The sequence below is a fragment of the Variovorax sp. BGA-UO-ETr-C22 genome (assembly GCF_059567965.1).
Genome location: NZ_JCAQPA010000009.1, coordinates 606,932 through 629,776 on the forward strand (window position 1 = coordinate 606,932; position 22,845 = coordinate 629,776).

At 71.6% G+C, this 22,845-nt stretch carries 14 protein-coding genes; 8 read left to right on the forward strand and 6 right to left on the reverse strand.

The window, feature by feature from the left end; translation table 11 throughout:
* Nucleotides 1-14: 14 nt before the first annotated feature.
* Nucleotides 15-710 carry a ribulose-phosphate 3-epimerase gene (gene rpe / locus AC57B8_RS12370; RefSeq protein WP_496479750.1) on the forward strand — a complete coding sequence of 232 codons (696 nt, stop codon included), beginning with the start codon at nt 15-17 and terminating at the stop codon, nt 708-710.
* On the opposite strand, the gene AC57B8_RS12375 is transcribed toward rpe, so the two are convergent.
* Complete coding sequence (locus tag AC57B8_RS12375) at nt 700-933, reverse strand: hypothetical protein (protein WP_369631050.1); 234 nt, start codon at nt 931-933, stop codon at nt 700-702. The genes rpe and AC57B8_RS12375 overlap by 11 nt on opposite strands.
* 163 nt (nt 934-1,096) lie before the next feature.
* Here AC57B8_RS12375 and AC57B8_RS12380 point away from each other — a divergent pair, with 163 nt between their 5' ends.
* The 6 genes from AC57B8_RS12380 to AC57B8_RS12405 all read left to right on the forward strand — a co-directional run bounded on the left by AC57B8_RS12380 (nt 1,097) and on the right by AC57B8_RS12405 (nt 14,205).
* The gene (locus tag AC57B8_RS12380) at nt 1,097-2,089 is read left to right on the forward strand and encodes a succinylglutamate desuccinylase/aspartoacylase family protein (protein ID WP_496479751.1); all 993 of its coding nucleotides are present in this window, start codon (nt 1,097-1,099) and stop codon (nt 2,087-2,089) included.
* Nucleotides 2,090-2,246: 157 nt separating this feature from the next.
* Nucleotides 2,247-2,405, forward strand: a complete 159-nt coding sequence (locus AC57B8_RS12385) for a hypothetical protein (protein ID WP_167394958.1) — start codon at nt 2,247-2,249, stop codon at nt 2,403-2,405.
* Nucleotides 2,406-2,434: 29 nt separating this feature from the next.
* The gene (locus AC57B8_RS12390) at nt 2,435-4,624 is read left to right on the forward strand and encodes a catalase (RefSeq protein ID WP_496479752.1); all 2,190 of its coding nucleotides are present in this window, start codon (nt 2,435-2,437) and stop codon (nt 4,622-4,624) included.
* A 226-nt stretch (nt 4,625-4,850) separates the two neighbouring features.
* The gene (locus AC57B8_RS12395; protein WP_496479753.1) at nt 4,851-6,962 is read left to right on the forward strand and encodes a CHAT domain-containing protein; all 2,112 of its coding nucleotides are present in this window, start codon (nt 4,851-4,853) and stop codon (nt 6,960-6,962) included.
* 41 nt (nt 6,963-7,003) lie between these two features.
* A complete protein-coding gene (locus AC57B8_RS12400) occupies nt 7,004-8,725 on the forward strand; it encodes a ShlB/FhaC/HecB family hemolysin secretion/activation protein (protein ID WP_496479754.1) in 1,722 nt (573 codons plus the stop codon).
* A gap of 2 nt (nt 8,726-8,727) precedes the next feature.
* Nucleotides 8,728-14,205 (forward strand): two-partner secretion domain-containing protein, encoded by a 5,478-nt coding sequence (locus AC57B8_RS12405; RefSeq protein ID WP_496479755.1) that lies wholly within the window; start codon nt 8,728-8,730, stop codon nt 14,203-14,205.
* Nucleotides 14,206-14,218: 13 nt separating this feature from the next.
* Here the strand turns inward: AC57B8_RS12405 and AC57B8_RS12410 are convergent, their stop codons facing one another.
* Nucleotides 14,219-15,085: a glycosyltransferase family 25 protein gene (locus AC57B8_RS12410; RefSeq protein ID WP_496479756.1), complete on the reverse strand. Its 867-nt coding sequence runs from the start codon at nt 15,083-15,085 to the stop codon at nt 14,219-14,221.
* 38 nt (nt 15,086-15,123) lie between these two features.
* Here AC57B8_RS12410 and AC57B8_RS12415 point away from each other — a divergent pair, with 38 nt between their 5' ends.
* The gene (locus AC57B8_RS12415; protein ID WP_496479757.1) at nt 15,124-16,875 is read left to right on the forward strand and encodes a galactosyltransferase-related protein; all 1,752 of its coding nucleotides are present in this window, start codon (nt 15,124-15,126) and stop codon (nt 16,873-16,875) included.
* Here the strand turns inward: AC57B8_RS12415 and AC57B8_RS12420 are convergent.
* The 4 genes from AC57B8_RS12420 to AC57B8_RS12435 form a co-directional block, all read right to left on the reverse strand.
* A complete protein-coding gene (locus AC57B8_RS12420; protein ID WP_496479758.1) occupies nt 16,833-17,612 on the reverse strand; it encodes a hypothetical protein in 780 nt (259 codons plus the stop codon). The genes AC57B8_RS12415 and AC57B8_RS12420 overlap by 43 nt on opposite strands.
* Before the next feature lie 6 nt (nt 17,613-17,618).
* Nucleotides 17,619-19,607 (reverse strand): hybrid sensor histidine kinase/response regulator, encoded by a 1,989-nt coding sequence (locus AC57B8_RS12425; protein ID WP_496479759.1) that lies wholly within the window; start codon nt 19,605-19,607, stop codon nt 17,619-17,621.
* Nucleotides 19,604-20,614: an ABC transporter substrate binding protein gene (locus AC57B8_RS12430; RefSeq protein ID WP_495266037.1), complete on the reverse strand. Its 1,011-nt coding sequence runs from the start codon at nt 20,612-20,614 to the stop codon at nt 19,604-19,606. Before AC57B8_RS12430 ends, AC57B8_RS12425 begins: the two co-directional genes overlap by 4 nt.
* 226 nt (nt 20,615-20,840) lie before the next feature.
* The gene (locus tag AC57B8_RS12435) at nt 20,841-22,748 is read right to left on the reverse strand and encodes an ATP-binding response regulator (protein WP_496479760.1); all 1,908 of its coding nucleotides are present in this window, start codon (nt 22,746-22,748) and stop codon (nt 20,841-20,843) included.
* Nucleotides 22,749-22,845 lie beyond the last annotated feature (97 nt).

Here is a 22,845-nt window from a genome sequence, read left to right on the forward strand (position 1 = left end):
GAGAATCCGGGGTTATGAGCAGCACCCCGTTCCGCATTGCGCCCTCCATTCTTTCCGCCGACTTCGCGCACCTCGGCCAGGAACTGACCGACGTGATCGCGGCCGGCGCCGACTGGATCCACTTCGACGTGATGGACAACCATTACGTGCCGAACCTGACCTTCGGCCCCATGATCTGCCAGGCCCTCAAGCCCTACGCCAAGACCGCCGACGGCACGCCCGTGCCCATCGACGTGCACCTGATGATCCAGCCCGTCGACGCGCTGGCCGCGTCTTTTGCGCAAGCGGGCGCTGACTACATCAGCTTCCACCCCGACGCCTCGACCCATGTGCACCGCAGCATCCAGGCCATCAAGGCCGCCGGCTGCAAGCCCGGCCTGGTGTTCAACCCGGGCGCCGGCCTCGAGGCGCTGGACTGGGCCATCGACGACATCGACCTGATCCTCATCATGAGCGTCAACCCCGGCTTCGGCGGCCAGAGCTTCATCGACTCGGCGCTGCGCAAGATCGAGCAGGCGCGCAAGCGCATCGAGCAGAGCGGGCGCGACATCCGCCTCGAGGTCGACGGCGGCATCAAGGCCGACAACATCGCCCGCGTGGCCTCGGCCGGCGCCGACACCTTCGTGGCGGGCAGCGCGATCTTCAACGCCAAGGACTACGGCGGGGTGATCGGCGACATGCGCCAGCAGCTGGCCACCGTCAAGGCCTGACCTTGCCGTCGGGCGTGCGCTCGGGCGTCAGCCCGCGGTCGGTGTCGACCACGCCGCGTTCCACGTCCTCGTAGCCGCGCCGGCCCTTCTCGGGCGGCTGGCCGTCCTGCATCACCTGGCTGTCCGACGACTGGTCGCGCTCGTGCGGCAGTCGCGGCGCCGATTCGCCGTCCTGTGCGACGCGGGTGGTGTCCTTCTTGTCCTTGCGCGGTTGCTGGGCCATCGTGTGCTCCTTCAAAGTTCGGGTCTGGCGCCAGCTTGCGCGGCGCCCCGCCACGGGGCAGTAGGACAGGCGGGGGCGCGGCTGTAGGTTCGCGCTGCGCGCCCGCCGCATCCCGGGGTTTTGTCTTTTGCGCGGCCACAGTCGCCTCCGCATAATCGCCCGCATGCCCACCCCGCTTTTCGACGATGCCGCGACCGCCACCGACAGCCTGCGCCTGCATGCCTTCGCGTCGCTGAACCCCGGCCCGCGCCTGCTCGTGATCGGCGGGGTGCACGGCGACGAGACCTGCGGCACTGAGGGCATCCAGCGCGTGCTGGCCGACTTCGATGCCGGCGAACTGCAATTGCTGCGCGGCGAACTCACCCTCGTGCCCGTGGCCAACCCGCTCGCGCGACGACGCCTGCAGCGCGAGGGCCAGCGCAACCTCAACCGCCTGTTCCGCCCGAGCGAGACGCCCGCCGACTACGAGGCCCGCATCACCAACCGGCTGGCCCCGGTGATCGCGCGCCACGACGTGCTGCTCGACCTGCATTCCTTCCAGAGCGAGGGCGAGGCCTTCGCGATGATTGGCCCGCGCGACAACAGCGGCAGCCTCGAACCCTTTGCGCGCGCGCAGGAAGAAGGCCGGCTCGCGCTGCACATCGGCACGCCCATCGTGGTCGAGGGCTGGCTCGACATCTACGCCGCCGGCCTCGCGCAGCGCGGCGCGGCGGTCGACGAGGCCGCCATCGACTTCGGCCGCGGCACCAACGAGTACATCCGCAGCTGCGGCGGCTACGGCGTCACCCTCGAATGCGGCCAGCACCAGGACCCGCAGGCGCCGCAGGTGGCGTGGGCGGCCATCCGCCGCACGCTCGCGCTGCTGGGCATGGCGGCGCTGCCGCCGGGCCTGTCGGCTGCGCCCCCGCAGCCGCCCCAGCTGCTGCGCCTGGCCAGCGTGACCGACCGCCTGCACGAGGACGACAGCTTCGTGCGCGACTGGGCTACCTTCGACCCCGTGCAGCGCGGCGAACCCGTGGGCATGCGGCACGACGGCACGCTGGTCAGCGCGCCCGACGACGGCTTCATCGTGTTCCCGAACGCGATGGCGCTGCCGGGCGCCGAGTGGTTCTACTTCGCGCGACCCAGCGAGCGCGTGCTCGACCCGGGCGCCTGAGGCTCGCGCCTGTCGGCGCCCTCCTACCGGTGACGCCCACCTTCTCCCACAGACGGGGAGGGGCGGCCACTACGGCCCGCGCACCGGGCCCCACCTAAGCTTCCTCTTTGCGGATTTGCCGGCTTGCGGCCCCGCTTCTCTCGGAGGGAAAAACATCATGGAAATCTCGGCACTGTTCGATTCGCTCATGGGCACCTGGGGCGACGACATCCTGATCTGGGCGGTGGCTGCCGTGACCGCCTGCATCGGCCTGATCGCCGTGGTGAACGTGCTCGACATCTTCATCGGCAGCGGCAACAGCAACGAGGCCGGCTGAGCCGACCCGCATCGATGCCCAGAACCCCGATGTCCCCCCAGAACAAGGCCGCCGCAGGCCGCCGCGCCAGCACCGCCAAGACCGGTGACGGCGCCAACGCCAAGCAGCTGCAGCTCGAGGGTTTCACCACCGAGCACCCCCCGCACCTGACGACCAACCAGGGCCTGCAGGTTCCCGACAACCACAACTCGCTCAAGGCGGGCGTGCGCGGGCCGACGCTGCTCGAAGACTTCATCCTGCGCGAGAAGATCACGCACTTCGACCACGAGCGCATTCCCGAGCGCGCCGTGCATGCGCGCGGCTCGGCGGCGCATGGCTACTTCCAGGTCTACCAGTCGATGTCGCAGTACACCTGCGCCGACTTCCTGCAGGACCCCGATGCGAAGACGCCCGTGTTCGTGCGCTTTTCGACCGTGGCCGGCTCGCGCGGCTCGGCCGACACCGTGCGCGACGTGCGCGGCTTCGCCGTCAAGTTCTACACGCGCGAGGGCAACTACGACCTCGTGGGCAACAACATCCCCGTGTTCTTCATCCAGGACGCGATGAAGTTCCCCGACCTCATCCACGCCGTCAAGCCCGAGCCGCACCACGAGATGCCGCAGGCCGCGAGCGCGCACGACACCTTCTGGGACTTCGCCTCGCTCATGCCCGAGAGCACCCACATGCTGATGTGGGCCATGAGCGACCGCGCCATTCCGCGCAGCCTGCGCATGATGGAAGGCTTCGGCGTCCACACCTTCCGCTTCGTCAACGCGCGCGGCGAGAGCCACTTCGTGAAGTTCCACTGGAAGCCCAAGCTCGGCGTGCACGGCCTCGTGTGGGACGAGGCACAGAAGATCGCCGGCAAGGACCCCGACTTTCACCGCCGCGACCTCTGGGAGGCCATCGAGCAGGGCCACTTCCCCGAGTGGGAACTGGGCGTGCAGCTCATCGCGCCCGACAAGGCCGAGTCGCTGGGCTTCGACCTGCTCGACCCGACCAAGCTGATCCCCGAAGAGATGGTGCCCGTGCAGCGCATCGGCAAGCTGGTGCTCAACCGCAACCCCGACAACTTCTTCGCCGAGACCGAGCAGGTGGCCTTCCACCCGGGCCACGTCGTGCCGGGCATCGACTTCAGCAACGACCCGCTGCTGCAAGGGCGCCTGTTCAGCTACACCGACACGCAGATCTCGCGGCTGGGCGGCGCCAATTTCCACGAGTTGCCGATCAACAAGGCCGTGTGCCCGTTCCACAACATGCAGCGCGACGGCATGCACCGCCAGACCATCGCGCGCGGCCAGGTCGCCTACGAGCCCAATACGCTGGGCAGCGGCACCGAGTTCCGCGTGGACGGCGGCAGCCACGGCTTCCAGTCCTTCCCCGAAGAGATCGAGTCGCCCAAGGTGCGCCGCCGCAGCCCGTCGTTCGACGACCACTTCACGCAGGCGCGCCTGTTCTTCAACAGCCAGAGCATGGCCGAGAAGGAGCACATCGTCGCGGCCTTCCGCTTCGAGCTGTCGAAGCTCGAAGTGCCGGCGATCCGCCAGCGCATGGTCGACAACCTCGCGCACGTGGACGAGAAACTCGCGCGCCGCGTGGCCGAGCCGCTGGGCATCGGCGAGCCCGACGCGAAAGCGGCCGCAGGGTACTCGGGCTTTCGCGAACACCGCATCGAGCTGCCCATCGACGAATCGCCCGCGCTGCGCATGAGCGACGGCAGCGCCGACGGCGTGGTGCGCACGCGCAAGGTCGCGATCCTCGTGGCCGACGGCGTCGACTCGGCCTCGCTCAAGCCGATCCGCGATGCGCTGGAGCAGGTGGGCGTGCTGTGCAAGGTGGTGGGTCCGAAGCTCGGCACCGTGGCCAGCGCGTCGAAGCGCCAGATCGACGTCGACATGACCTTCACCAACACCGCCTCGGTGTTGTTCGACGCCGTGCTCGTGCCTGCGGGTGCCGAGGGCGCTGCGGCGCTCGCGGCGCAGGGCGATGCCGTGCACTTCGTTCTCGAGGCCTACAAGCACTGCAAGGCGATCTGTGCGGTGGGCGAGGGCGTGCAGTTGCTGGCCACGCTGGGCGTCACGTCCGAGGGCGAGGCGCCGGCCGGCGTGGTGGTGGCCGAAACGCCTGTCACCAACCTGGGCGACGCCACGGCGGCGACGCAGATCGCGCACGACTTCATTGCAGCGATCGCGAAGCATCGGCACTGGGACCGACTCAACATCGACAGCGTGCCCGCATAGCGTGAGCAGGCTCTACGCCATTTGCGCTAGACCGTATTGCGAATAGGCGAGGTGAACACCCGCTCCTAGACTTTCCCACGAGGCCTGAACGGCGCGCACTCCCGCGGCGTCGAGCGTTCGCGGCAGCGAGTGCATGGGTCGAGGGGGTTCAATGGCGTGGTTTTCGAGATGGGGATGTGCGCATCCGGCGCGTCGCCGTGCCGGTCTTGCCGGTGCGGTCGGCCTGGTGGGTGTGCTGCTTCTGGGCCCCGGCGGTCCTTCGGCGCAGGCACAACGTCCCGCGCCACCACCTGCAACTCCCGCCGCTGCGGCGGGCGGCCCGAATGCCGAGGCCGCGGCCGACCGGATGGCGCAGGCGCGGCTGGCCGACACGGACACGCTGCTGGCCCTGACCAGCGAAGGCGCGGTGCTCTACGGGCAGGACGCGGTCAAGCTCTCGGGCTATCAGTACTGCAGCCAGGCGGTCGCCTTGGCCGAGGCGGGCGAGTTCCGCCAGAGCGTGCGCGCCGCAAGCAAGGCGCTGCACCTGGCCAACGCCACCAGCGACCCGAACCTGCGCGCCGTGGCCAACCGCGACCTGGCGATCGTCTACAGCTACTCGGGCCAGCTCGAGAAGGCCGAGGAGTTCGCGCGCGAAGCGCTGCGCCATCCCGCGCGCGACCCCAAGCTGGTGGTCGGTCCGGTGCAGAAGGTGATCGGCGACGTGCGCACGCGGCGCGGCGACTTCGCCGGCGCGGTGCTCAGCTACGACGAGGCACTGGCCAACAGCTCGCCGCGCTACGCGCCGCTGGTGCAGGCCTCGCTGGTCAACGCGCTCATCGAATCGGGTGACGCGGCACGCGCGCGCCAGGTGCTCGGCGACATGGCCGAGCCGCGCGAGGCGCCGCTGGCCGCGCAGCTCGAACGCACGCGCGCCCGCCTGCTGCTGGCCGAGAACAAGCCGGCCGAGGCACGCGACAAGTACCGTGCGCTCACCACGCGCCAGGTCGGCACCGACACCGCCTACTACCGGCTCTGGGCCTGGGACGGCGTGGCGCGCAGCGAACTCGCGCTGGGCCAGAAGCAGGCCGCCGCCGAGGCCGCGGGCCGCGCGCTCGCCGACGTCGACCAGGTGCGCGCGCGCTTTCGCAGCGAAGAAGTGAAGATGGGCCTGTTCTCCGACCTGCAGTCGGTGTTCGAGCGCGGCGTGGCGGTGTACAGCGAAGCCGGCGATCCGCAGCGCGCCTTCGAGGTGAGCGAGCACAGCCGCTCGCGCGCGCTGCTCGATGCGGTGCGCGGGCGCGCCAAGCTCAGTGAATCGTCGGCCGGCACGGTCGGCGTGGCCGCGCTGCAGCGCACGCTGGCGGCCGACGAGCGGGTGGTGCAGTACCACGCGCTGCCCGACCGCCTGATGGTCTGGGTCGTGGGCCCGGACAGCATTGTCGAAAAGCGCATCGCGGTGAAGCGCGACGAGCTCACCGAACTCGTCGAGACCTTCCGCAACTCGATCGTGCGCGGTCGCCGCGCCGCCATCACCAACGCCGACAAGCTGGGTGCCGCGCTGCTCGGCCCGTTGGGTCTGGCACCGGGCCAGCGTGTGGTGGTGGTGCCGCACGGGCCGCTGCACTACCTGCCGTTCCAGGCGCTGCGCCTGGACGGGCGCTACCTCATCGAGACGCACCCGGTGTCGGTGGCGCCGTCGATCAGCATCGCGGTGCAGCTGGCACAGCGCACGCCGCGCGTGAACGCGTCGCTCACGGCCTTCGGCAATCCGCGCATCGAGGACAAGTACGACCTGCCCGGCGCCGAGACCGAGGTGAAGCAGCTCGCGCAGCTCTTCCCGCGCAACACGGTGTACATGGGCGCGGCCGCCACCAAGACGCAGTTCCGCGACGTGGCCTCGCGCTCGCCGCTGATGCACGTCGCGGCACACGCCGAGGCCGACGAGGTCGATCCGCTGTACTCGCGCATCCTGCTGGCCAACGAAGGCGGCAAGCAGAACTTTCTCGAGGCGCACGAGATCCTGGCGCTGCCGATGGACGGCACGGCGCTGGTCACGCTGTCGGCCTGCGAGTCGGGCCTGGGGCGCATCGCGCAGGGCGACGAGGTGCTGGGCTTCACGCGCTCGTTCCTCTCGGCCGGCAGCTCCAGCCTCATCGCCTCGCTGTGGCCCGTGTCGGACGACGCCACCGCCGTGCTCATGGGCACGCTCTACGGCGAACTCGCCAAAGGGCGCGACATCCAGAAGGCGATGCAGGCCGGACAACTGGCCGTGCTGAAGGACCCCAAGATGTCCCACCCCTTCTTCTGGGCGCCGTTCAACCTCATCGGCAACTGGCGCCTCACGGTGGGGAGCTGACCATGTCTTCGCCACGCTCCCTCCTGCAAAGAAGCACTGCCATGGCCCCTGCGATCCGCCTTCGTCCACGGCCGACGCCGATCGCCATCGCGGCGACTGCACTCGTCGGCGCCACGCTGTGGGTCGCCATGCCCCGCGCCCAGGCGCAGGAAGCCACCACGTTGTTGCCCACCAAGGACCCGTGCGGCAGCTGCGACCGCCCCGTGGCGCAGGCCACCGGCGCCGTCGCCCCGCAAACCCTGCCCGCGCCGCCCCGGCCCGCGGCGGGTGCGGGCAGCTTCAAGCTCACCGACTTGCGCCTGAACGGCGTGAAGGCGCTGAGCAACGAAGAGCTGCAGACGATCACCGCGCCCTACATCGGCCGCGACGTCACGCTCGGCGATCTCGAAGGGCTCGCGCAGGCGATCACCACGCGCTACAAGGAGCGCGGCTACTTCCTCGCGCAGGCGGTGGTGCCGGTGCAGACCGTGCGCGACGGCATCGTCGAGATCAGCATCATCGAAGGCCGGCTCGGCAAGGTCGACGTGCTGGTCGCGCCCGAGGCGCCGATCAGCGAGGCGCGCGTGCGCGGCTTCCTGGCGGCGCTGCAGCCGGGCGAGGCGGTGAACGCGCCGGCCTACGAGCGCGCGATGCTGCTGCTGTCGGACCAGCCCGGCCTCAAGGTGTCGTCCAGCCTGCAGGAAGGCGCGCAGGCCGGCACCACCGACCTGTCGGTCGAGGTCGAGGCCGGCGCGCGCTGGGCCTTCTCGGCCGAGGCCGACAACCACGGTACCAAGGAGGCGGGGCGCTACCGCGTGGGCGGCACGGCGCGATGGCTCAGCCCCTTCGGCATCGGCGACAACCTCGATGCGCGCCTGCTGCTGTCCAACAGCAACGCGCTGCAGTACGGCCGCGTGGCCTACGAGGCGCCGCTGGGCACCAGCGGCCTGCGCGCGGGCATCGGCATCTCGCGCGTGAGCTACGACCTGGGCGGCAAGTTCGTCGACCTCGACGCGCGCGGCCGCGCCGACGTGCTCGACGTGTCGCTCAACTACCCGCTGATCCGCCAGCGCCAGCAGAACCTGTTTCTGCGCCTCACGGCCGACGTGAAGGACCTCACCGACGAGCTGCGCGGCGTCGACTTCACGGCCAAGAAACGCGTGCAGGGCTTCGGCATCGGCTGGGCCTGGGAGCGGCGCGACGAGGTGCTGGGCGGCGGCTACTGGGCCAGCTCGGGCACGCTGTACCACGGCGACCTGTCGATTCGCGACGCGCAGAGCTTCCAGTCCGACCAGCAGTTCGGCGGGCGCCACACCGAAGGCGGCTTCACCAAGCTGAGCTTCCAGGTGTCGCGCCTGCAGGCCATCGTGCCGCGCCACTCGCTGTACTTCTCGGTCGGCGGGCAGTGGGCCAGCAAGAACCTCGACGCCTCGGAAAAACTCGCGCTCGGCGGCGCGCGCGCGGTGCGCGCCTACCCCTCGGGCGAACTGCTGGTGGACCAGGGCCTGATCGGCACCTTCGAATACCGCTGGGCCGCCACCGACGAGATCACGCCCTACCTGTTCTACGACGCGGCACGCGGACGCATCGCGCGCCATCCCTCGCCCTTCGACGGCGAGAACTCCCACAGCCTGCGCGGCTACGGCATCGGCTTGAGCTGGTCGCGCCCCGGCAACTTCTCGATCAACGCCACGCTCGCCTGGCGCGCCGGCACACCGCCCGCGCAGACCGACGGCGGCGGGCGCAACCCGCGGCTGTACGTGCAGCTGCAAAAGGCGTTCTGACCATGAAGCCCCGCACCACCTTCCAACCCCGGCATCCGCTGCGTCCGCTGGCGCTTTCGATTGCCTGCATGGGCCTGGCCCCGGCGCTGGCACAAACCATCCTGCCGAGCTTCGGCCCGAACGGCTACACCACGCAGGGCGGCGTGACCGTGGGCACCACCACGTCGGCCTCCAGCGCGGGCGGACAGGCGCTGGGCATCTCGCAGTCGTCGCTGCGCGCGATCATCAACTGGAACAGCTTCTCGATCGGTGCCAAGGACGCGGTCAACATCAACCAGTCGATGGGCGTGTCCAGCATCCTGCTCAACCGCGTGACGGGCAACGAGCTCTCGACCATCGCCGGCCAGCTCACGGCCAACGGGCGCGTGTTCCTCGTCAACCCGAACGGCGTGGTGTTCAGCCAGGGCGCGACGGTCAACGTGGGCGGTCTCGTGGCCTCCACGCTGGCACTGAACACCACCGACAACGACTTCCTCACTGCTGCCAGCACCAAGCTCGATTTCCTGCGCGACGACAACAAGAGCACGGTCGTGAGCAACGCCGGCGTGCTCACCGCCACCGGCGGCCCCGTGGTGCTGATGGGCGCCGAAGTGACCAACACCGGCAGCATCACCGCCAACCGCGGCACCGTCGCACTGGCCTCGGGCCGCAAGATCAGCTTCGACCTGGGCAACGACGGGCTCACCAACCTCGTGGTCGCGGCCGACGCCATGGCCACCAGCGCCAAGGTGGTCAACGCCGCGGGCGCCACCTTGCAGGCCGACGGCGGGCGCGTGATGCTCATCGGCAGTTCCAACACGGCGGGCGAACTGGTGGTGAACCAGTCGGGCACGGTGCGCGCGCGCACGCTGGAGAACGTCAACGGAGAGATCGTGCTCGGCGCCGGCAGCAACAACCGCATCGAGATGAACGGCGGCACGCTTGACGCCACCGGCATGGGCGCGGGGCAGCACGGCGGCACCATCCGCATCGCGGCGGGGCAGGTGCGTATCGAAGGCACCGGCGGTGGCGATCAGCGCGCGGTGATCGACGCCAGCGGTCAGGCCGGCGGCGGCAGCGTGTCGGTGCACGGCTACGACGTGGCGCTGTCGTCTACCTCGGTGCTGCGCGCCGACGCCACCACGGGCGGCGCGGGCGGCACGATCACCACGGCCAGTGCCCAGGGCCAGGCCCTGGTGGGCGAGGCCGATCCGGCGCCCGAGCGCGATTCGCGGCTGCAGGCCTACGGCGAGATGACCGCGCGCGGCGCGGGTGCCGGCAAGGGCGGTGCGATCTCGAACGAGGCCGATGCGGTGCGCGTGCAGGCCGTGCGCGTCGACGCGGGCGGCGGTTCGCAAGGCGGCGCCAACGGCAGCTGGCGCGTGAGCGCGAAGCAGTCCGACCTGGGCATCGTCGAGGCCGGCAACGTGCCGGCGTATGACAGCAAATTGCCGGCCTTCACCGGCGGCTCCCTGAGCGCCGGCAGTGTCGGCGACACGCTGGGCCGCGGCACCGACGTGACGCTGGCGAGCGGGCGCACCGGCCTCGGCGCGGGCGTGACCTTTGCGCCCGGCGTGCAGGTCGTCAAGAGCGAGGGCGGCACGGCGCGGCTGCGCGTCGATTCGGCCGGCAGCATCGTGATGAACGAGGGCTCGGCCATCACATCGCAGCAAGGTGCGCTGCACGTCGACTTCAACGCCGACGCGACCGGCCGCGTCGCCACCAACGCGAAGAACATCAACAACAGCAGCGGCAACCCTTCTGCGGAGACCGACTATGCCGGCGCCATCGTGCTGACCGGCGCGACCATCGCGGCCAACGGCGGCGACGTGCGCTTCTTCGGCCAGGGCGACGCGCAGAACGGCCGCGCCATCGGTGGCATCGTCCCGCTCGGCGGCGACACCGGCGATTTCGTGTGGCGCGACGGCGTGACGCTGGCTGGCAGCCAGGTCACCACCGGCGGCGAAGGCCGCATCGCGATGCGCGGCCAGGGCCGCACCTGGATCGACGACCAGAACAACAGCGACTTCATCTTCCGCGGCAGCAACGGCGTGTCGATCACGGGCGGCACGGTCGAGGCCGGCGCCGGCGGCCTGCAGCTCGACGGCCTCGCGGGCTACGGGCGCAGCGGTGTCGCCATCGGCAGCGGTGCGGTGCTGAAGTCGGTGGGCGACATCGGCATCAAGGGCCAGGGCCCGACCTGGACGTCCAACATCGGCGGCGCCGCGGTGGGCGCCAGCACGGCGGTCGTCATCGACGACGCCACCGTCGCCGGCGAGCGCGACGTGCGCATCGAAGGCCAGGGCGCCAACCTCGACGGCCTGCGCACCGACACGGGCTTTGCGGCGGGGAACATGTCGGCCGGCGGCGGCAACGGCGTCGCCATCCGGGGCGCGGTCTCGGCCGGCGCGGGCCGGCGCATCGACGTGATCGGCCACGCGGGCAGCGAAGGCTTCAGCGCCACGCTCGGCAGCCCCGACATCATCATCACGCCGTCCACCACGCCCACCTACGGCGTGGCCGTCACGGCCGACGCCGACCATCCGACGGCGCTGCGCACCGACGGCGGCACCATCGCCATCGACGCCCAGGGCACCGACATCTCGATGCGCATGGTCACCTTCATCTCCGGCGTGGGCACCAGCGTCGGCACGCTGGCCTCGGTGGCCAGCGACAGCGGCAAGGGCGGCAGCATCTCGGTGCAAGGGCGCAACGTGCTCATCGACGGCGCCACGAATTCCGACGGCTCGCCCGCGGTGGCGCGCCTGGACGCCAGCGGCGCGACCGGCGGCGGCAGCATCGACATCGCGGCCACCAACGCCAGCGCCATCGGCGGCAACACGCGCCTGGAAGCCAACGCGGGCACGGGCGTGGGCAACGGCGGCAGCATCAAGGTGGTGGCGGCCGAGTCGCTGCGCGCGCACGGCCAGCTCTCGGCGCGCGGCGGCGCGGCCGGCGGCGACGGCGGGCGCGTCGAGACCTCGGCCGGGCGCTTCGACCTGCGCGGCGCGCGCGTCGACGCGTCGGCACCGGTGGGCTCGGCGGGGCAGTGGTTCATCGACCCCTTCGACCTCACCATCGCCCACGGCACGGCCGCGGGCACGCTGCCGACCAACCCCTACGACGCGGTCGCCAACTCGACCATCCAGGACGGCGACATCAACACCGCGCTCAACGGCGGCACCAGCGTGAAGATCACGACGGGCACCGGCACGGGCGGTGGCGGCGTCATCACGCTCGATGCCGACGTCGACATCAACTACACCGGCTCCAAGGGCCCGCTCACGCTGCAGCTGGACGCCGCCAGCGGCATCCAGACGCGCACGCCCGGCACCACCATCCGCGCGACCGGCGGCGACGACCTGAACGTGGTGATGAACGCGGGCGTCAACCCCGACGGCACGCCCTCGGGCAACAGCGGCTTCATCGACTTCGGGGGCAACATCCTCACGCAGGGCGGCAGCGTGACGATGAACGCGCTGGGCACGGGCACGCCCGGCAGCGGCTTCATCCGCCTGAACGGCGGGCAGGTCGTCACCGACGGCGGCAACGTGTCGCTGCTCAGCGGCCAGCCCGGCGCGCCCACCGGCACCGTGATCCTCACGCAGGACGTGCAGGTCGACACGCGCGTCGGCCAGAGCAACGCGGGCGCGGGCGGCAACGTGCGCATCGAAGGCGGCGACGTGCTGCTGCAGGGCGCGCGCATCGCCAGCGCCACCGGCAACGTGGACATCCGCGGCACCTCGACCACCTGGGACAGCGGCGTGGTCATCACCAGCGGCCAGATCGGGCCGAGCACCATCAGCACCACCAGCGGCAACGTCACGGTGCAGGGCGTGGCGCGGCGCCAGGCCTCGTCGACCTTCGCGGCGGCGCACGGCGTGCTGATCAACGGCGGCAGTTCCATCACCACCGGCAGCGGCAACATCGCGGTGCGCGGCTACAACTTCAACAACGACCCCTCGGCGCCGGGCGTGACCGAAGACAGCGGCGTGCGGCTGGAGAACGGCGCGCAGCTCGTCACCACGGGCGGCGGCAACATCGAGGTCACGGGCCGTTCGCAGAACGGCGGGCGCGGTATCGTGCTGCAGGCCGGCGGCGCGCCGACCGCGCCGGGTGCGCTGCCGGGCATCCGCAGCAGCGGCAACGTGCTGCTGCGCGCGAGCAACGACGGCAGCGGTGATTCGATCGTGATCGAGGCGCCGGTGGTCGCGGCCGGCACCATCGACCTGCGCCCGGGCGGGGTCGATGCCAACATGGTCGCATCGGACGACACGGCCACGCCCATCGTGCTGGGCGGCCCGACGGTCAACGGCTTCTCGGTGTCGGGCGCGGAGTTCGCGCAGCTGTCGGCGCCGACCATCGTCGCGGGCAGCACCACGCACGCGGGCGCCATCACGGTGGCCGGCGCGCTCACGACCTCGGGCGCGCTCACGCTGCAGAACGAAGGCGGTGGCGGCGGCATCGCGCTCAACGCGCCGGTTTCGGCCGCGACGCTGGGGCTGCTGTCGGGCGGCAACGTGAGCCAGTCGGGCGCGGGCACGATCACGGCGGGTGCGCTGCTCGCGCGCTCGCGCAACGGCAGCGTCGATCTGCGCAATCCGGGCAACGACGTGGCCACGGTCGGCGGCGGCGCGGCGGGCGGCTTTGCCTACGTGGATGCGAACGCGGTCACCATCGGGCCGGTGTCGGTCACGGGCTTCGATGCGGCGGGCAACCTGCCGCAGGTCACGTCGGCCGATTCGATGGCCGCCAACACCGTGTTCGTGCGCACGCTGAGCGGCGACCTCACGCTCGGCGCACCGGTCAGCAGCACCAGCGGCACCGACCTCGTGGCGGCGGCGCGCTTCCAGAACCCGGGCGGCCACGGCATCTCGGGCGCGCTGTGGCGCGTGTGGGCCGACACCTGGGTGGGCGAAACGCGCGGCGGCCTGGCCGGCTCGGGCCCGCTGCCCAACTTCTACCACTGCGCCTACCTGGGCCTGTGCACCGTGACCGTGACGCCGGGCGACAACCACTTCATCTATGCGCAGCAGCCGACGGCCACGGTAGTGATCGCCGACGCGTCGCGCACCGTGGGCGCGCCCAACCCGTTCTTCATCTACAGCCTCACGGGGCTGATCCTGGGCGACACCGGCGCAGGCTTCAGCGGCTCGATGTTCTCGTCGGCGCTGCCGGGCAGCCCGACGGGCCTGTACCCGATCAACGGCAGCTTCACCTCGGCCGAGGGCTACGCCGTGCGCGTGGTGCCGGGCCAGCTGCGCGTGAGCGGCCTGCCGTTGCTGCCCTCGGTGGACGTGGTGCGCGAGCCGCTGACCTCGTACCTGTACGACCGGAACATCGGCCAGGCGCCGATCTGCCTGGCCACCGGGCCGCTGGACGGCGACCGCGCGCAGCAGGGCGCCGACGTGCTCGCGCGCGAATGGTCGCGCGTGCGCTCGCGGCCCAACCTGCTGAGCTGCGTGAACACCGAGCGGCGCAACGGCTGTTCGGATTTCTGAGACCGCACGCGTGTCAGCGCGGCGCGTGATCGCGGGCCGTGAGCACGAAGAGCTGCGCCATCAGGTCCGCGAGCAGCCGCAGTTGCGGGTCGTCGGTGAGCGGGGCGTGGCGCCACGGCGCGACATGGGCCTCGAGGCCTTCGAGCGGACCGGCGAAGAACAGGCGCCGCAACGCACTGCCGAGCACATCGTGCGCCGCCGATTCCGCGGGGCTGCCGAGGGTGCTGTCGGCATGGCTGCCCCATGCCGGCGTGGCGAGGAAGGGCGAGAGCACCACGCCTTGCAGGCGGCCGTCTCGCAGGAAGCTGCCCAGCGTCAGGTCGTACGGTTGCAATGGCCCGTGCGTGATCGCTTCCTGCAGCAGCGCGGGCAGCACGCGCAGGCCCTTCGGCGTGACGACGTAGGCGACCGCGCCCCAGTTGTAGAGCGTGCGCGCGTCGAGAAAGTCGATGCCGGTCAGTGCATGGCGCGGCGCGCCACTGCCTTGCGGCGGCAGGCGCCGTTGCAGGCTGTGCCAGAGCGCGAGCAGATGCTGCGTCGAAGTCACGGGCTGGCATTCGAGGAAGGCGATGTCGCAGCCTTCCGCTTCCAGTTGCGCGAGCGCGCCGCTGCGCAGCACGGCGGGCAGGGCCTCGCTGAGCTGCGCGTCGTCTTCGAGCAGCAGCAGCGCTTCGTCGGGGTTCGCGCGGGTGAGGGCTTCGGTGTGCGAGAGAAAGCAGGCACGCTCGCCAGGCGTGATTGCCGCGCCGCCGGGCGCGAGTGCCTGTGCGTCGATGGCTGCGTGTCGCCGGACATTCGTCAGCCCGAGCCGCTGCAACTGCGCGTCCATCGCGGCGCGGCGCTCGGTGCTTCGCTCGAGATTGATGTAGCAGCCTTGCATGGGCATCTCCGGTGCGTCATCGCTGAAGGAGCGATGCAGTGAACATCAAGACTTTTGAGGGTCGGGAAGCTGACACGAACCGTCCATGGCTCAGCGTCGTTCTGCCTTTCTACCGCAAGCTTGCCGAGTTCGAGCGTGTGCTGCCGATGAATGCGGGGTATTGGGCGCGGCCCGGCATCGAGGTGGTGATCGCGCTCGACGAGCCCGGCGAGGAAGTCGGCGTGCTGGCGCTGGTCGAACGTTTTCCGCAGATCCGCTGGAAGGTGCTCGTCAACGACGTCGCGCATGCGTGGCGTCCGCCGTGCAAGGCCATCAACGCCGGCGTGCGCGGCAGTGCGGGGCGCTTCGTGCTGGTCCATTCGCCCGAGTCCGCCTACGTGGGCGATGCACCGGCCCTGTTGCTGCACGCCGCGATGGGGCACGCGCGCGGCGTGGCGGTCGGCCGCGTCGGCTTCGCACGTTTCGACGAACTCACCGACACGCTCGACACCGTCTTCGCGCGCCAGGTGCCGCCCGAGCTGCTGCTGCAGACCTTCTACGGCTCGCTGTGCTGCGCGCGCGAAGCCTTCGATGCCGTGCATGGCTACGACGAATCGTTCGAAGAATGGGGCGGCGACGACGACAACCTGCGCGTGCGCCTGGAGATGGCGGGCTGGCAGCTGCTGGCCTGCCCGGGCGCGCACCTGCTGCACCTGTCGGACGAAACGCGCACGGGCGGCGAACAGTTCGACCGCGACGTCGACTGGATCAAGTGCACACCGCACGAGGCGCGCGCGGGCGATGCCGGATGGGGCCGCGACTTCGACCGCATCGCGCGCGACGACGGCGCCCGCGCATGGCCCGCCGAAGCGCCGGCCTGGCTCGCCGCCGCACCGGTGGTGCCGATGGGCTCGCGCCGCCAGTGCGAGGTCTGCGCGCGCCTGCTGCACCACGGGCCCAGCGCCTTTCATTGCCCGCGGTGCGCGCCTCCGCCGAGCGCACCGCGTCTCACGTCGCGGCTGCGCATCGTCTGCGTGCTGCAGCTGCGCAACGAAGCGCGCTGTCTGCCGGGCTGCCTCGACCACCTGCGCGGCCATGTGGACGGCATCGTCGCGCTCGACGACGGTTCGACCGACGGCACCGCCGACATCCTGCGGCGCGAGCCGATGCTGCTGGAGCTGCTGTCGAACCCGCCGAGCGATGACGCCACGCACGTCTGGCGCGAGAACGAGAACAAGCGCCGCCTGCTCGAAGCGGCGCGCCGCCACGGCGCGGGCTGGGTGCTGGTGTGCGATGCCGACGAGCGCTACGAAACGTTGTTCCTTCGCCATCTGCACGCGACCGTCGATTCGCTGCCCGACAACCAGCTCGTCAGCCTGTCGCTCGTGTCCTGCGAACTCTGGAATTCGCCCGACGCCTGGCGCAGCGATGGCCCGTGGGGCCGCAAGTCGCGCGCGCGGCTGTTCCGCTTGCCGCAGAAGATCTCGTTTGAATCGAGTTCGGAATTGCACGGCCCGTGGCTGCCCGACGACGCGCAGCGCCACGGCCTGATGTTCTACAGCCGCTACCGGCTCTACCACCTGAAGAGCATCCGTCACGCCGACCGCGTGGCGCGGCGCGACCTGTACACGCGGCTCGATCCGGCGCGGCAGTTCCAGGCCATCGGCTACGACTACCTCGCGCAAGAAGGGCCGGGGCTGCAGTTGATGCGCATCGAGGCCGACCGCGACTACGACCGCAACACCTTGCCGCCCGACCTGCAAGCGGTTCAGCCGCTCAGCCCCAGCGTCCTCGCGAAGTCGCCGCGGTAGGTGCGCAGGCCCTGGTGCGACAGCCGCGAGCGCGTGTCGACGTGCACGCGCCCGCCGATCGACTGCCAGCGGCGGCAGAAGCCGTAGTCCTCGCTGAGGTAGCGCCCGTTGCCCGGCTCGGCGAACACGTCGAAGAAGCGGTAGTGCGGCCGCGCCGCGACGACCGGGTCGTCCATGCGGTCGGGCGTGTAGCGCAGCTCGGGCAGCGCCTGCGCCATCTGCTCGAGCACGCGGCGCGCGATCAGCATGAAGCCGGTGGGCGCGTCCAGCACTTCGAGAAAACCGTCGGCGTCGACGCGTGCGCCCGCATCGTGCGCGTTGACCGGGAACGCCGCATGCAGCGCCTCGAAGTCGGCGCGCGTGGTGCCGGCCGGCAGCGGCGCGCGCAGGCCGCCTTCGGGCCAGCCGTCGCTCTTGTGCGGGTACACGCCGGCCACCACGTCGCGCCCCGCGCCCAGCAGCCGCAGCGCGGCCTCCGGCTCGAAGCCGATGTCGGCGTCGATCCAGAACAGGTGCGTCCAGCGCGTGTCGGCCAGGAACTCGGCGGCCAGCCGGTTGCGCGCGCGCGTGACGAGGCTGTCGCCGTCGAGAAAGCGCGTCTGCATCGCGAAGCCGTGGGTCCACGCGAGGTTGACGAGGCCGAGCAGGCTGCGCGCGCACTCGGTGCCGACCGCGCCGCCGTGGCAGGGCGTGGCGACGAAGGGGCGGACGTCTTTCAGGTCGATGGCGGTGGGCATGCGGGGTCAGGCGCCGGGCGCGTGGCGCCGCGTGGTGAGCAGTGCGCGCAGCTTGGCCGGTGCCACCGGTTTGGTCAACAGCGTCACGCCGCCGTGGCGCAGCCGCTGCAGCACCTCGGGCCCGGTGGCGCCCGACACCAGCACGGCGAGCGCGCCGGGCTGCAGGCGGCGGGCGGCATCGATCACTTCCACGCCGTCGGCGTCGCCGGCCAGTTGCAGGTCGCACAGCACGGCGTCGTAGACGATGTCGCCGGTGCCCAGCCGCGCCAGCGCCTCGGCGCCGGTGGTGACGCATTCAACCTCGCAGCCCCACTGCGTGAGCAGCGCGTGCGTGCCGTCGAGGATGGCGGGGTCGTCGTCCACCACGAGGCAGCGCAGGCCCGCCAGCGGCGCCGGTGCGACCGGGGCGGGTTCGGGCGGCGCGACATCGGCCTTGCGCGCGGGCGGCAGCGTGAAGGCGAAGGTGCTGCCCGCCTGCAGCGCCGAGCGCACGGTGATGCGGGTGCCCAGCAGGGTGGCGATGCGCGCGCAGATCGCCAGCCCCAGGCCGAAGCCGCGGCGGCGGTCGCGCTCGGTGTTGGCCACTTGGTAGAACTCTTCGAAGATGCGGCCCTGGTGGATGGGTGCGATGCCCACGCCGTTGTCGCGCACCTCGATGCGCACGCCGGCCCGGCTGCGCCGCGCGGCCACCAGCACGGTGCCGCCCTCGGGTGCGTGGCGCAGCGCGTTGGCCACGAGGTTGCCGACGATGCGCTGCACCATCGCCGCGTCGCTGCGCACCGCCAGGCCGCGGTCGCGCCAGTGCAGCCGCACCTGCGCGGCGCTGGCGGCGGGGGCGTGCTGCGCGTCGAGCTGGTCGAACAGTGCGGCCAGCGAGACGCGCGTGATGGCGGGCGTGAGCACCTGCGCGTCCAGGCGCGAGATTTCCAGCAGGTCGTCGAGCAGCACGCCCATGAAGCCGGTGCTCTCCTGCAGCCGCAGCACGGCCGGGCGCTGCGCTTCGGTGGCGCTGGGCAGCAGGCCGTCGATGAACAGGCCCATGGCGTGCAACGGCTGGCGCAGGTCGTGGCTCGCGGCGGCCAGGAAGCGCGCGCGCGACAGGGCGGCCTGCTCGGCCTCGGCCATGCGCTGCAGCGCGACGGCGGTGGCCTCGCGCACGCGCTCCTCGCTCACCTGACGGTTGTATTGCAGGCGCTCGGCGAGGCGGTCGATGTCGTGCGCGAGCACGGCCAGCTCGTGCGTGCCGCGCGTGCCGCCTTCGACCACGTCGCAGCGCACCTCGAAGTGGCCGGCCTCCAGCGCCGCCACGGTACGCGACACGCGCCGCAGCGGCCGCGCCACCGTGCGCGCCATGTGACGCACCGAGGCCCAGGCCGCCAGCAGCGCGACCAGCGCGATGCCGATGCCGGCGATGAGCGAGCGGCTGCGCTCGTGCGTGTAGGCGGTGGTGTCGCGGAAGGTCTGCACCAGCCCGATGGGCGTGTCGCCCGCCGCGGTGGAGCCGGCCGGCGCGAAGGCGCTGGCGCGCGAGGCCTCGCGCAAGGTGACCGGCGCGCTGAACATGCGCAGCTGCGCGAGCGATTCGTTCTTCGGCCCGGCGGTGACGTACACGCCGGCGCTGTTGCTGATCTCCACCCGCGTCACCTGTCCGCCGCGCAATGCCGCCGAGGCCACGTTCTGCAGCGCCGGCAGGTCGCCCGCGTACAGGCTCAGGTCGGACATCGCCGCCACTTGCTTCGCAACCGCCTGCCCTTCGGCATCGAAGGCTGCTTCGAGTGTCTGCAGCCGGTTGTGGGTGAACCAGCCGGTGAGCGCCAGCGCCACCGCCGCGCAGGGCACGACGCCCAGGCGGAACAGGTCGCGCTGCAGGTTGCCGCGCACGACGAGCGAGGCGGCGGCCGGAGGAGGCGGGGGCGGTGGCGATTCGGTCGCCGTGGCCGCTCCCGCCGCCGTCGGGTGGGACAGCGGGCCTGGAGGGACCGGCGTGGTGCTCATCGCGGGGCTGCGAGTCGTTCGGTGAGCTCCCGTTCCTCCGGCGGACGCAGGCCGAGCCCGCGTGCCACGGTCGCGTTGATCCGCACGGTGGCCGGCGTGGCCGCCTCCACCAGCGGGCTGTTGTTGCCGGTGCTGCCTGCGCTGGCCACCTTCTGTCCGAGCTGGCGCGCCTGTTGCGCGAGCTGGCCGGGCGTGGAGACCGCCGCTGCCAGGCCGCCCGAGCGCACCAGGCCCTCGCTGGCGCCGAACACCGGAAGGCCCGCGCCGGCGCCGGCATGCAGCACCGAGAGCGTGGCGGCCTGGCTGTCGCCGATGAGGTCGGGCAGCACCATGAGGGCGTCGCTGCGCGGCACCAGGGCGCGCAGCGCGGCGGCGAGCGAGCGCGCGTCGGGCGCGATCTCGACCTGCAGGTCCCAGGCCGGGTTGGCGTTCTGCGCGGCGCGCTGCAACTCGCGCACCAGCGGTTCGGATTCGGGCGTGGCGATGATGCCCAGGCGGCGCTTCTGCGGCAGCACGGCGTTCACCAGTGCGAGCTGGTCGGCCATGGCCGGGTCGCGCAGCAGCACGCCCACGCGCCGGTCGCCGCGCCGCAGGGCAACGGGGCTGGCGGCCTTGAGGGTCTCGTAGTCGAGGCGGCTCAGCATCGCGAGCACCAGCGGCTCGGCACCGGGCCGTTCGAGGGCGGCGCGCGCAGCGGCGGTGCCGACCGCCACGGTGAGGCCCGCGTCGCTCGCGGTGCGCAGGCTGCGCGTGCGCACGCCGGTGTTGGCGGCGGGCTCGGTGTCGGTGCTGGCCGGCTCCGCGGCCGGGGCGCCCGGTCCGATGCGCACGAGTTCGAACTTGCCGGAGGCCGACTGGCCGGTGCGCAATTGCTGCACGAACTCGGCCGACGCGGCCTGGTCGTCGCCGACGAGCACCGTCAGCGTGGCCGCCGATGCCACGCGCGGCGCGGCGGCCAGGCACAGCACGAGGCCGAAGGCCAGCAGCGCGTGGACAGCACGGTGCACTCTTCCGGAGAAAAGCGGAATGGGATGGTTCACAGCGACGGACATGGACTGCTTTGTGCAGCGAGAGGCAATGGTCCAATGTAAGGACGCGCCCTGTTTCCCGCGATAAGGCGGAGGGCTTATGCCCGCATGCGCGAGGGCCTGCGCGTGTGAGGAAGATCACACCGCGGCGGCTGCTTGGTCTATGTCCGACGGACTACCCGGCGCCTACCGGGAAGGTACCGTGTCAGAGGCCCGCGGCAATCACCAGCGCGGCCGCGCGCTGTGCCTGGATCGCCTGGCGCAGCACGCGCGGCGACACCGGCTTGTAGAGCACGGCGATGCCGGCGGCGGCCACCTCGCGCAGCCGGTCGGGCTTGGTCTCGCCGGTGACCAGCAGGCGCGCGGTGCCGGCGCCGATGCCGTTGGGGTGGCGCTCGAGCGCGGCGATCACATCGAGGCCGTTGTCGCCGCCCTGCAGCAGCAGGTCGCTCACCACCACGTCGGGCGGCGTGTCCCAGTGGTCGGCCAGCGCCAGCGCCTCGGCGCGCGTCTGCGCGGCCAGCACCGTGGCGCCCCAGTTGGACAGCACCACGCTCAGGCCTTCGAGGATCGTGCGTTCGTCGTCGATGACGAGGATGCGCAGGTCCACCAGGCTGTCGCCGTTGCTCTCGTCGTCGGCGCTGGTCGCCGCGGGTGCCGGTGCCACCGGCGCCGGCAGCGCGGCGGGCGCGGCGCGCACCTGCACGCGCACGCAGGTGCCCTTGTTCAGGCGCGAGCTGAGCTCGACGCGCGTGTTCAGCAGCTCGGCCAGCCGCTGCACCGTGGCCAGCCCCAGGCCCATGCCGCGCGCGCCGCCGGGCGCGTTGCTGCGGCTGGCCGGCTCGACCTGGTAGAACTCCTCGAACACCCGCGCCTGGTGGTGCGCGGCAATGCCCACGCCGGTGTCGACCACGTCGATGCGCACGCCCTTGCCGCGGGCGCGCGCGCCGATCAGCACGCCGCCTTCGACCGTGTGGCGCAGCGAGTTCGACACCAGGTTGTTCAGGATGCGCGAGAGCATCACGTAGTCGCAGCGCACCCACAGCTCGGTCTTGCGCACCACCAGCCGCAGGCCCTGCTGCTCGGCGACGGGGCGGAAGTTGCGGCTGATCTCGTCGAACAGCCGGTCGAGCGGAAAGTCGGCCCACTGCGGCTGCAGCACGCCGGCGTCGAGCTGCGACAGGTTCAGCAGCTCCGAGAACAGCCGGTCGAGCGAATCCACGCACTCGCGGATGTGGCCGATGCGCTGCAGCTTCACCGGGTCGGTCTCGCCGTTGGCCAGTCCGTCGGAGAACAGCGTGAGCGCATGCAGCGGCTGGCGCAGGTCGTGGCTGGCGGCGGCCAGCAGCCGCGTCTTGGCCTGGCTGGCCACTTCGAGCAGCTGGTTCTTGCGCGCCAGCTCGGCCGTGGCCTCGTTGATGCGGCTTTGCAGCAGCCGGTGGCTTTCGGCGAGCGCGCGTGCCGCCTGGTTGAAGCCGTGCTGCAGGTGGCGCACCTCCGAGGTGCCTTCGATCGCCACGCTGGCGGCCTCGCCCGCGCCGAGCCGGTCGACCGCCTCGCCCAGCGCGCGGATCGGCTCGCTGATGCGGCGCGCCGCCCACCAGCCGGCCAGCCCCACGCCGAGCAGGCTCATGGCCAGCACCAGCGCCACGTTGAGCCAGACCGAGCGGCGCGCGCTCTGCACCGCGTCCAGCCCGATCTCGACCATCACCTTGCCGTTGTGGCGCCCGTCGTCGCTGACGATCGGCACCACCACCTGCAGGCCCTCGCCGCGGCGGCGGTCGACGGTCTCGGAGTTGGCGACGATCTCGCCGTCCTCGGTCCAGATCTGCACCTGCTGCACGTGCGGCTGGTAGGTGCCGGTCTGCGCGGTGCGCGCCAGCGCGCGGCGGTCCATGCGCGCCAGCGGGGCCTGCGCCACCGTGGCCACCTGCAGCGCCACCGTCTGCGCGTTGGCGCGCATCAGCTCGGTGAGGTTGCCCAGGTGCTGGCGCGTGAGCACCGCGATGGCCACCAGCGTGGCCGCCGTGGCCGGCACCAGCGCCAGCAGGATCAGCTGCTGGGCGAAGGTGAGGCGGGCCAGCCCGCGCAGGAGGCGGAAGTTCCAGTTCATGAGGGCCTTGAACGCATGGGGCGCGAGCTTAGGGCCACGGCCCCGAACAGGGAAGACCGGAAAAACATCACGAGAAAGACTCGCATTTGGGATGTAA

Coding starts and splice junctions, on each gene's coding strand:
- AC57B8_RS12385 (WP_167394958.1), top strand. CDS start 2,247: ATGGAAATCTCGGCACTGTTCGATTCGCTCATGGGCACCTGGGGCGAC.
- AC57B8_RS12400 (WP_496479754.1), top strand. CDS start 7,004: ATGGCCCCTGCGATCCGCCTTCGTCCACGGCCGACGCCGATCGCCATC.
- AC57B8_RS12380 (WP_496479751.1), top strand. CDS start 1,097: ATGCCCACCCCGCTTTTCGACGATGCCGCGACCGCCACCGACAGCCTG.
- AC57B8_RS12435 (WP_496479760.1), bottom strand. CDS start 22,748: ATGAACTGGAACTTCCGCCTCCTGCGCGGGCTGGCCCGCCTCACCTTC.
- AC57B8_RS12425 (WP_496479759.1), bottom strand. CDS start 19,607: ATGAGCACCACGCCGGTCCCTCCAGGCCCGCTGTCCCACCCGACGGCG.
- AC57B8_RS12420 (WP_496479758.1), bottom strand. CDS start 17,612: ATGCCCACCGCCATCGACCTGAAAGACGTCCGCCCCTTCGTCGCCACG.
- AC57B8_RS12410 (WP_496479756.1), bottom strand. CDS start 15,085: ATGCAAGGCTGCTACATCAATCTCGAGCGAAGCACCGAGCGCCGCGCC.
- rpe (WP_496479750.1), top strand. CDS start 15: ATGAGCAGCACCCCGTTCCGCATTGCGCCCTCCATTCTTTCCGCCGAC.
- AC57B8_RS12390 (WP_496479752.1), top strand. CDS start 2,435: ATGTCCCCCCAGAACAAGGCCGCCGCAGGCCGCCGCGCCAGCACCGCC.
- AC57B8_RS12405 (WP_496479755.1), top strand. CDS start 8,728: ATGAAGCCCCGCACCACCTTCCAACCCCGGCATCCGCTGCGTCCGCTG.
- AC57B8_RS12375 (WP_369631050.1), bottom strand. CDS start 933: ATGGCCCAGCAACCGCGCAAGGACAAGAAGGACACCACCCGCGTCGCA.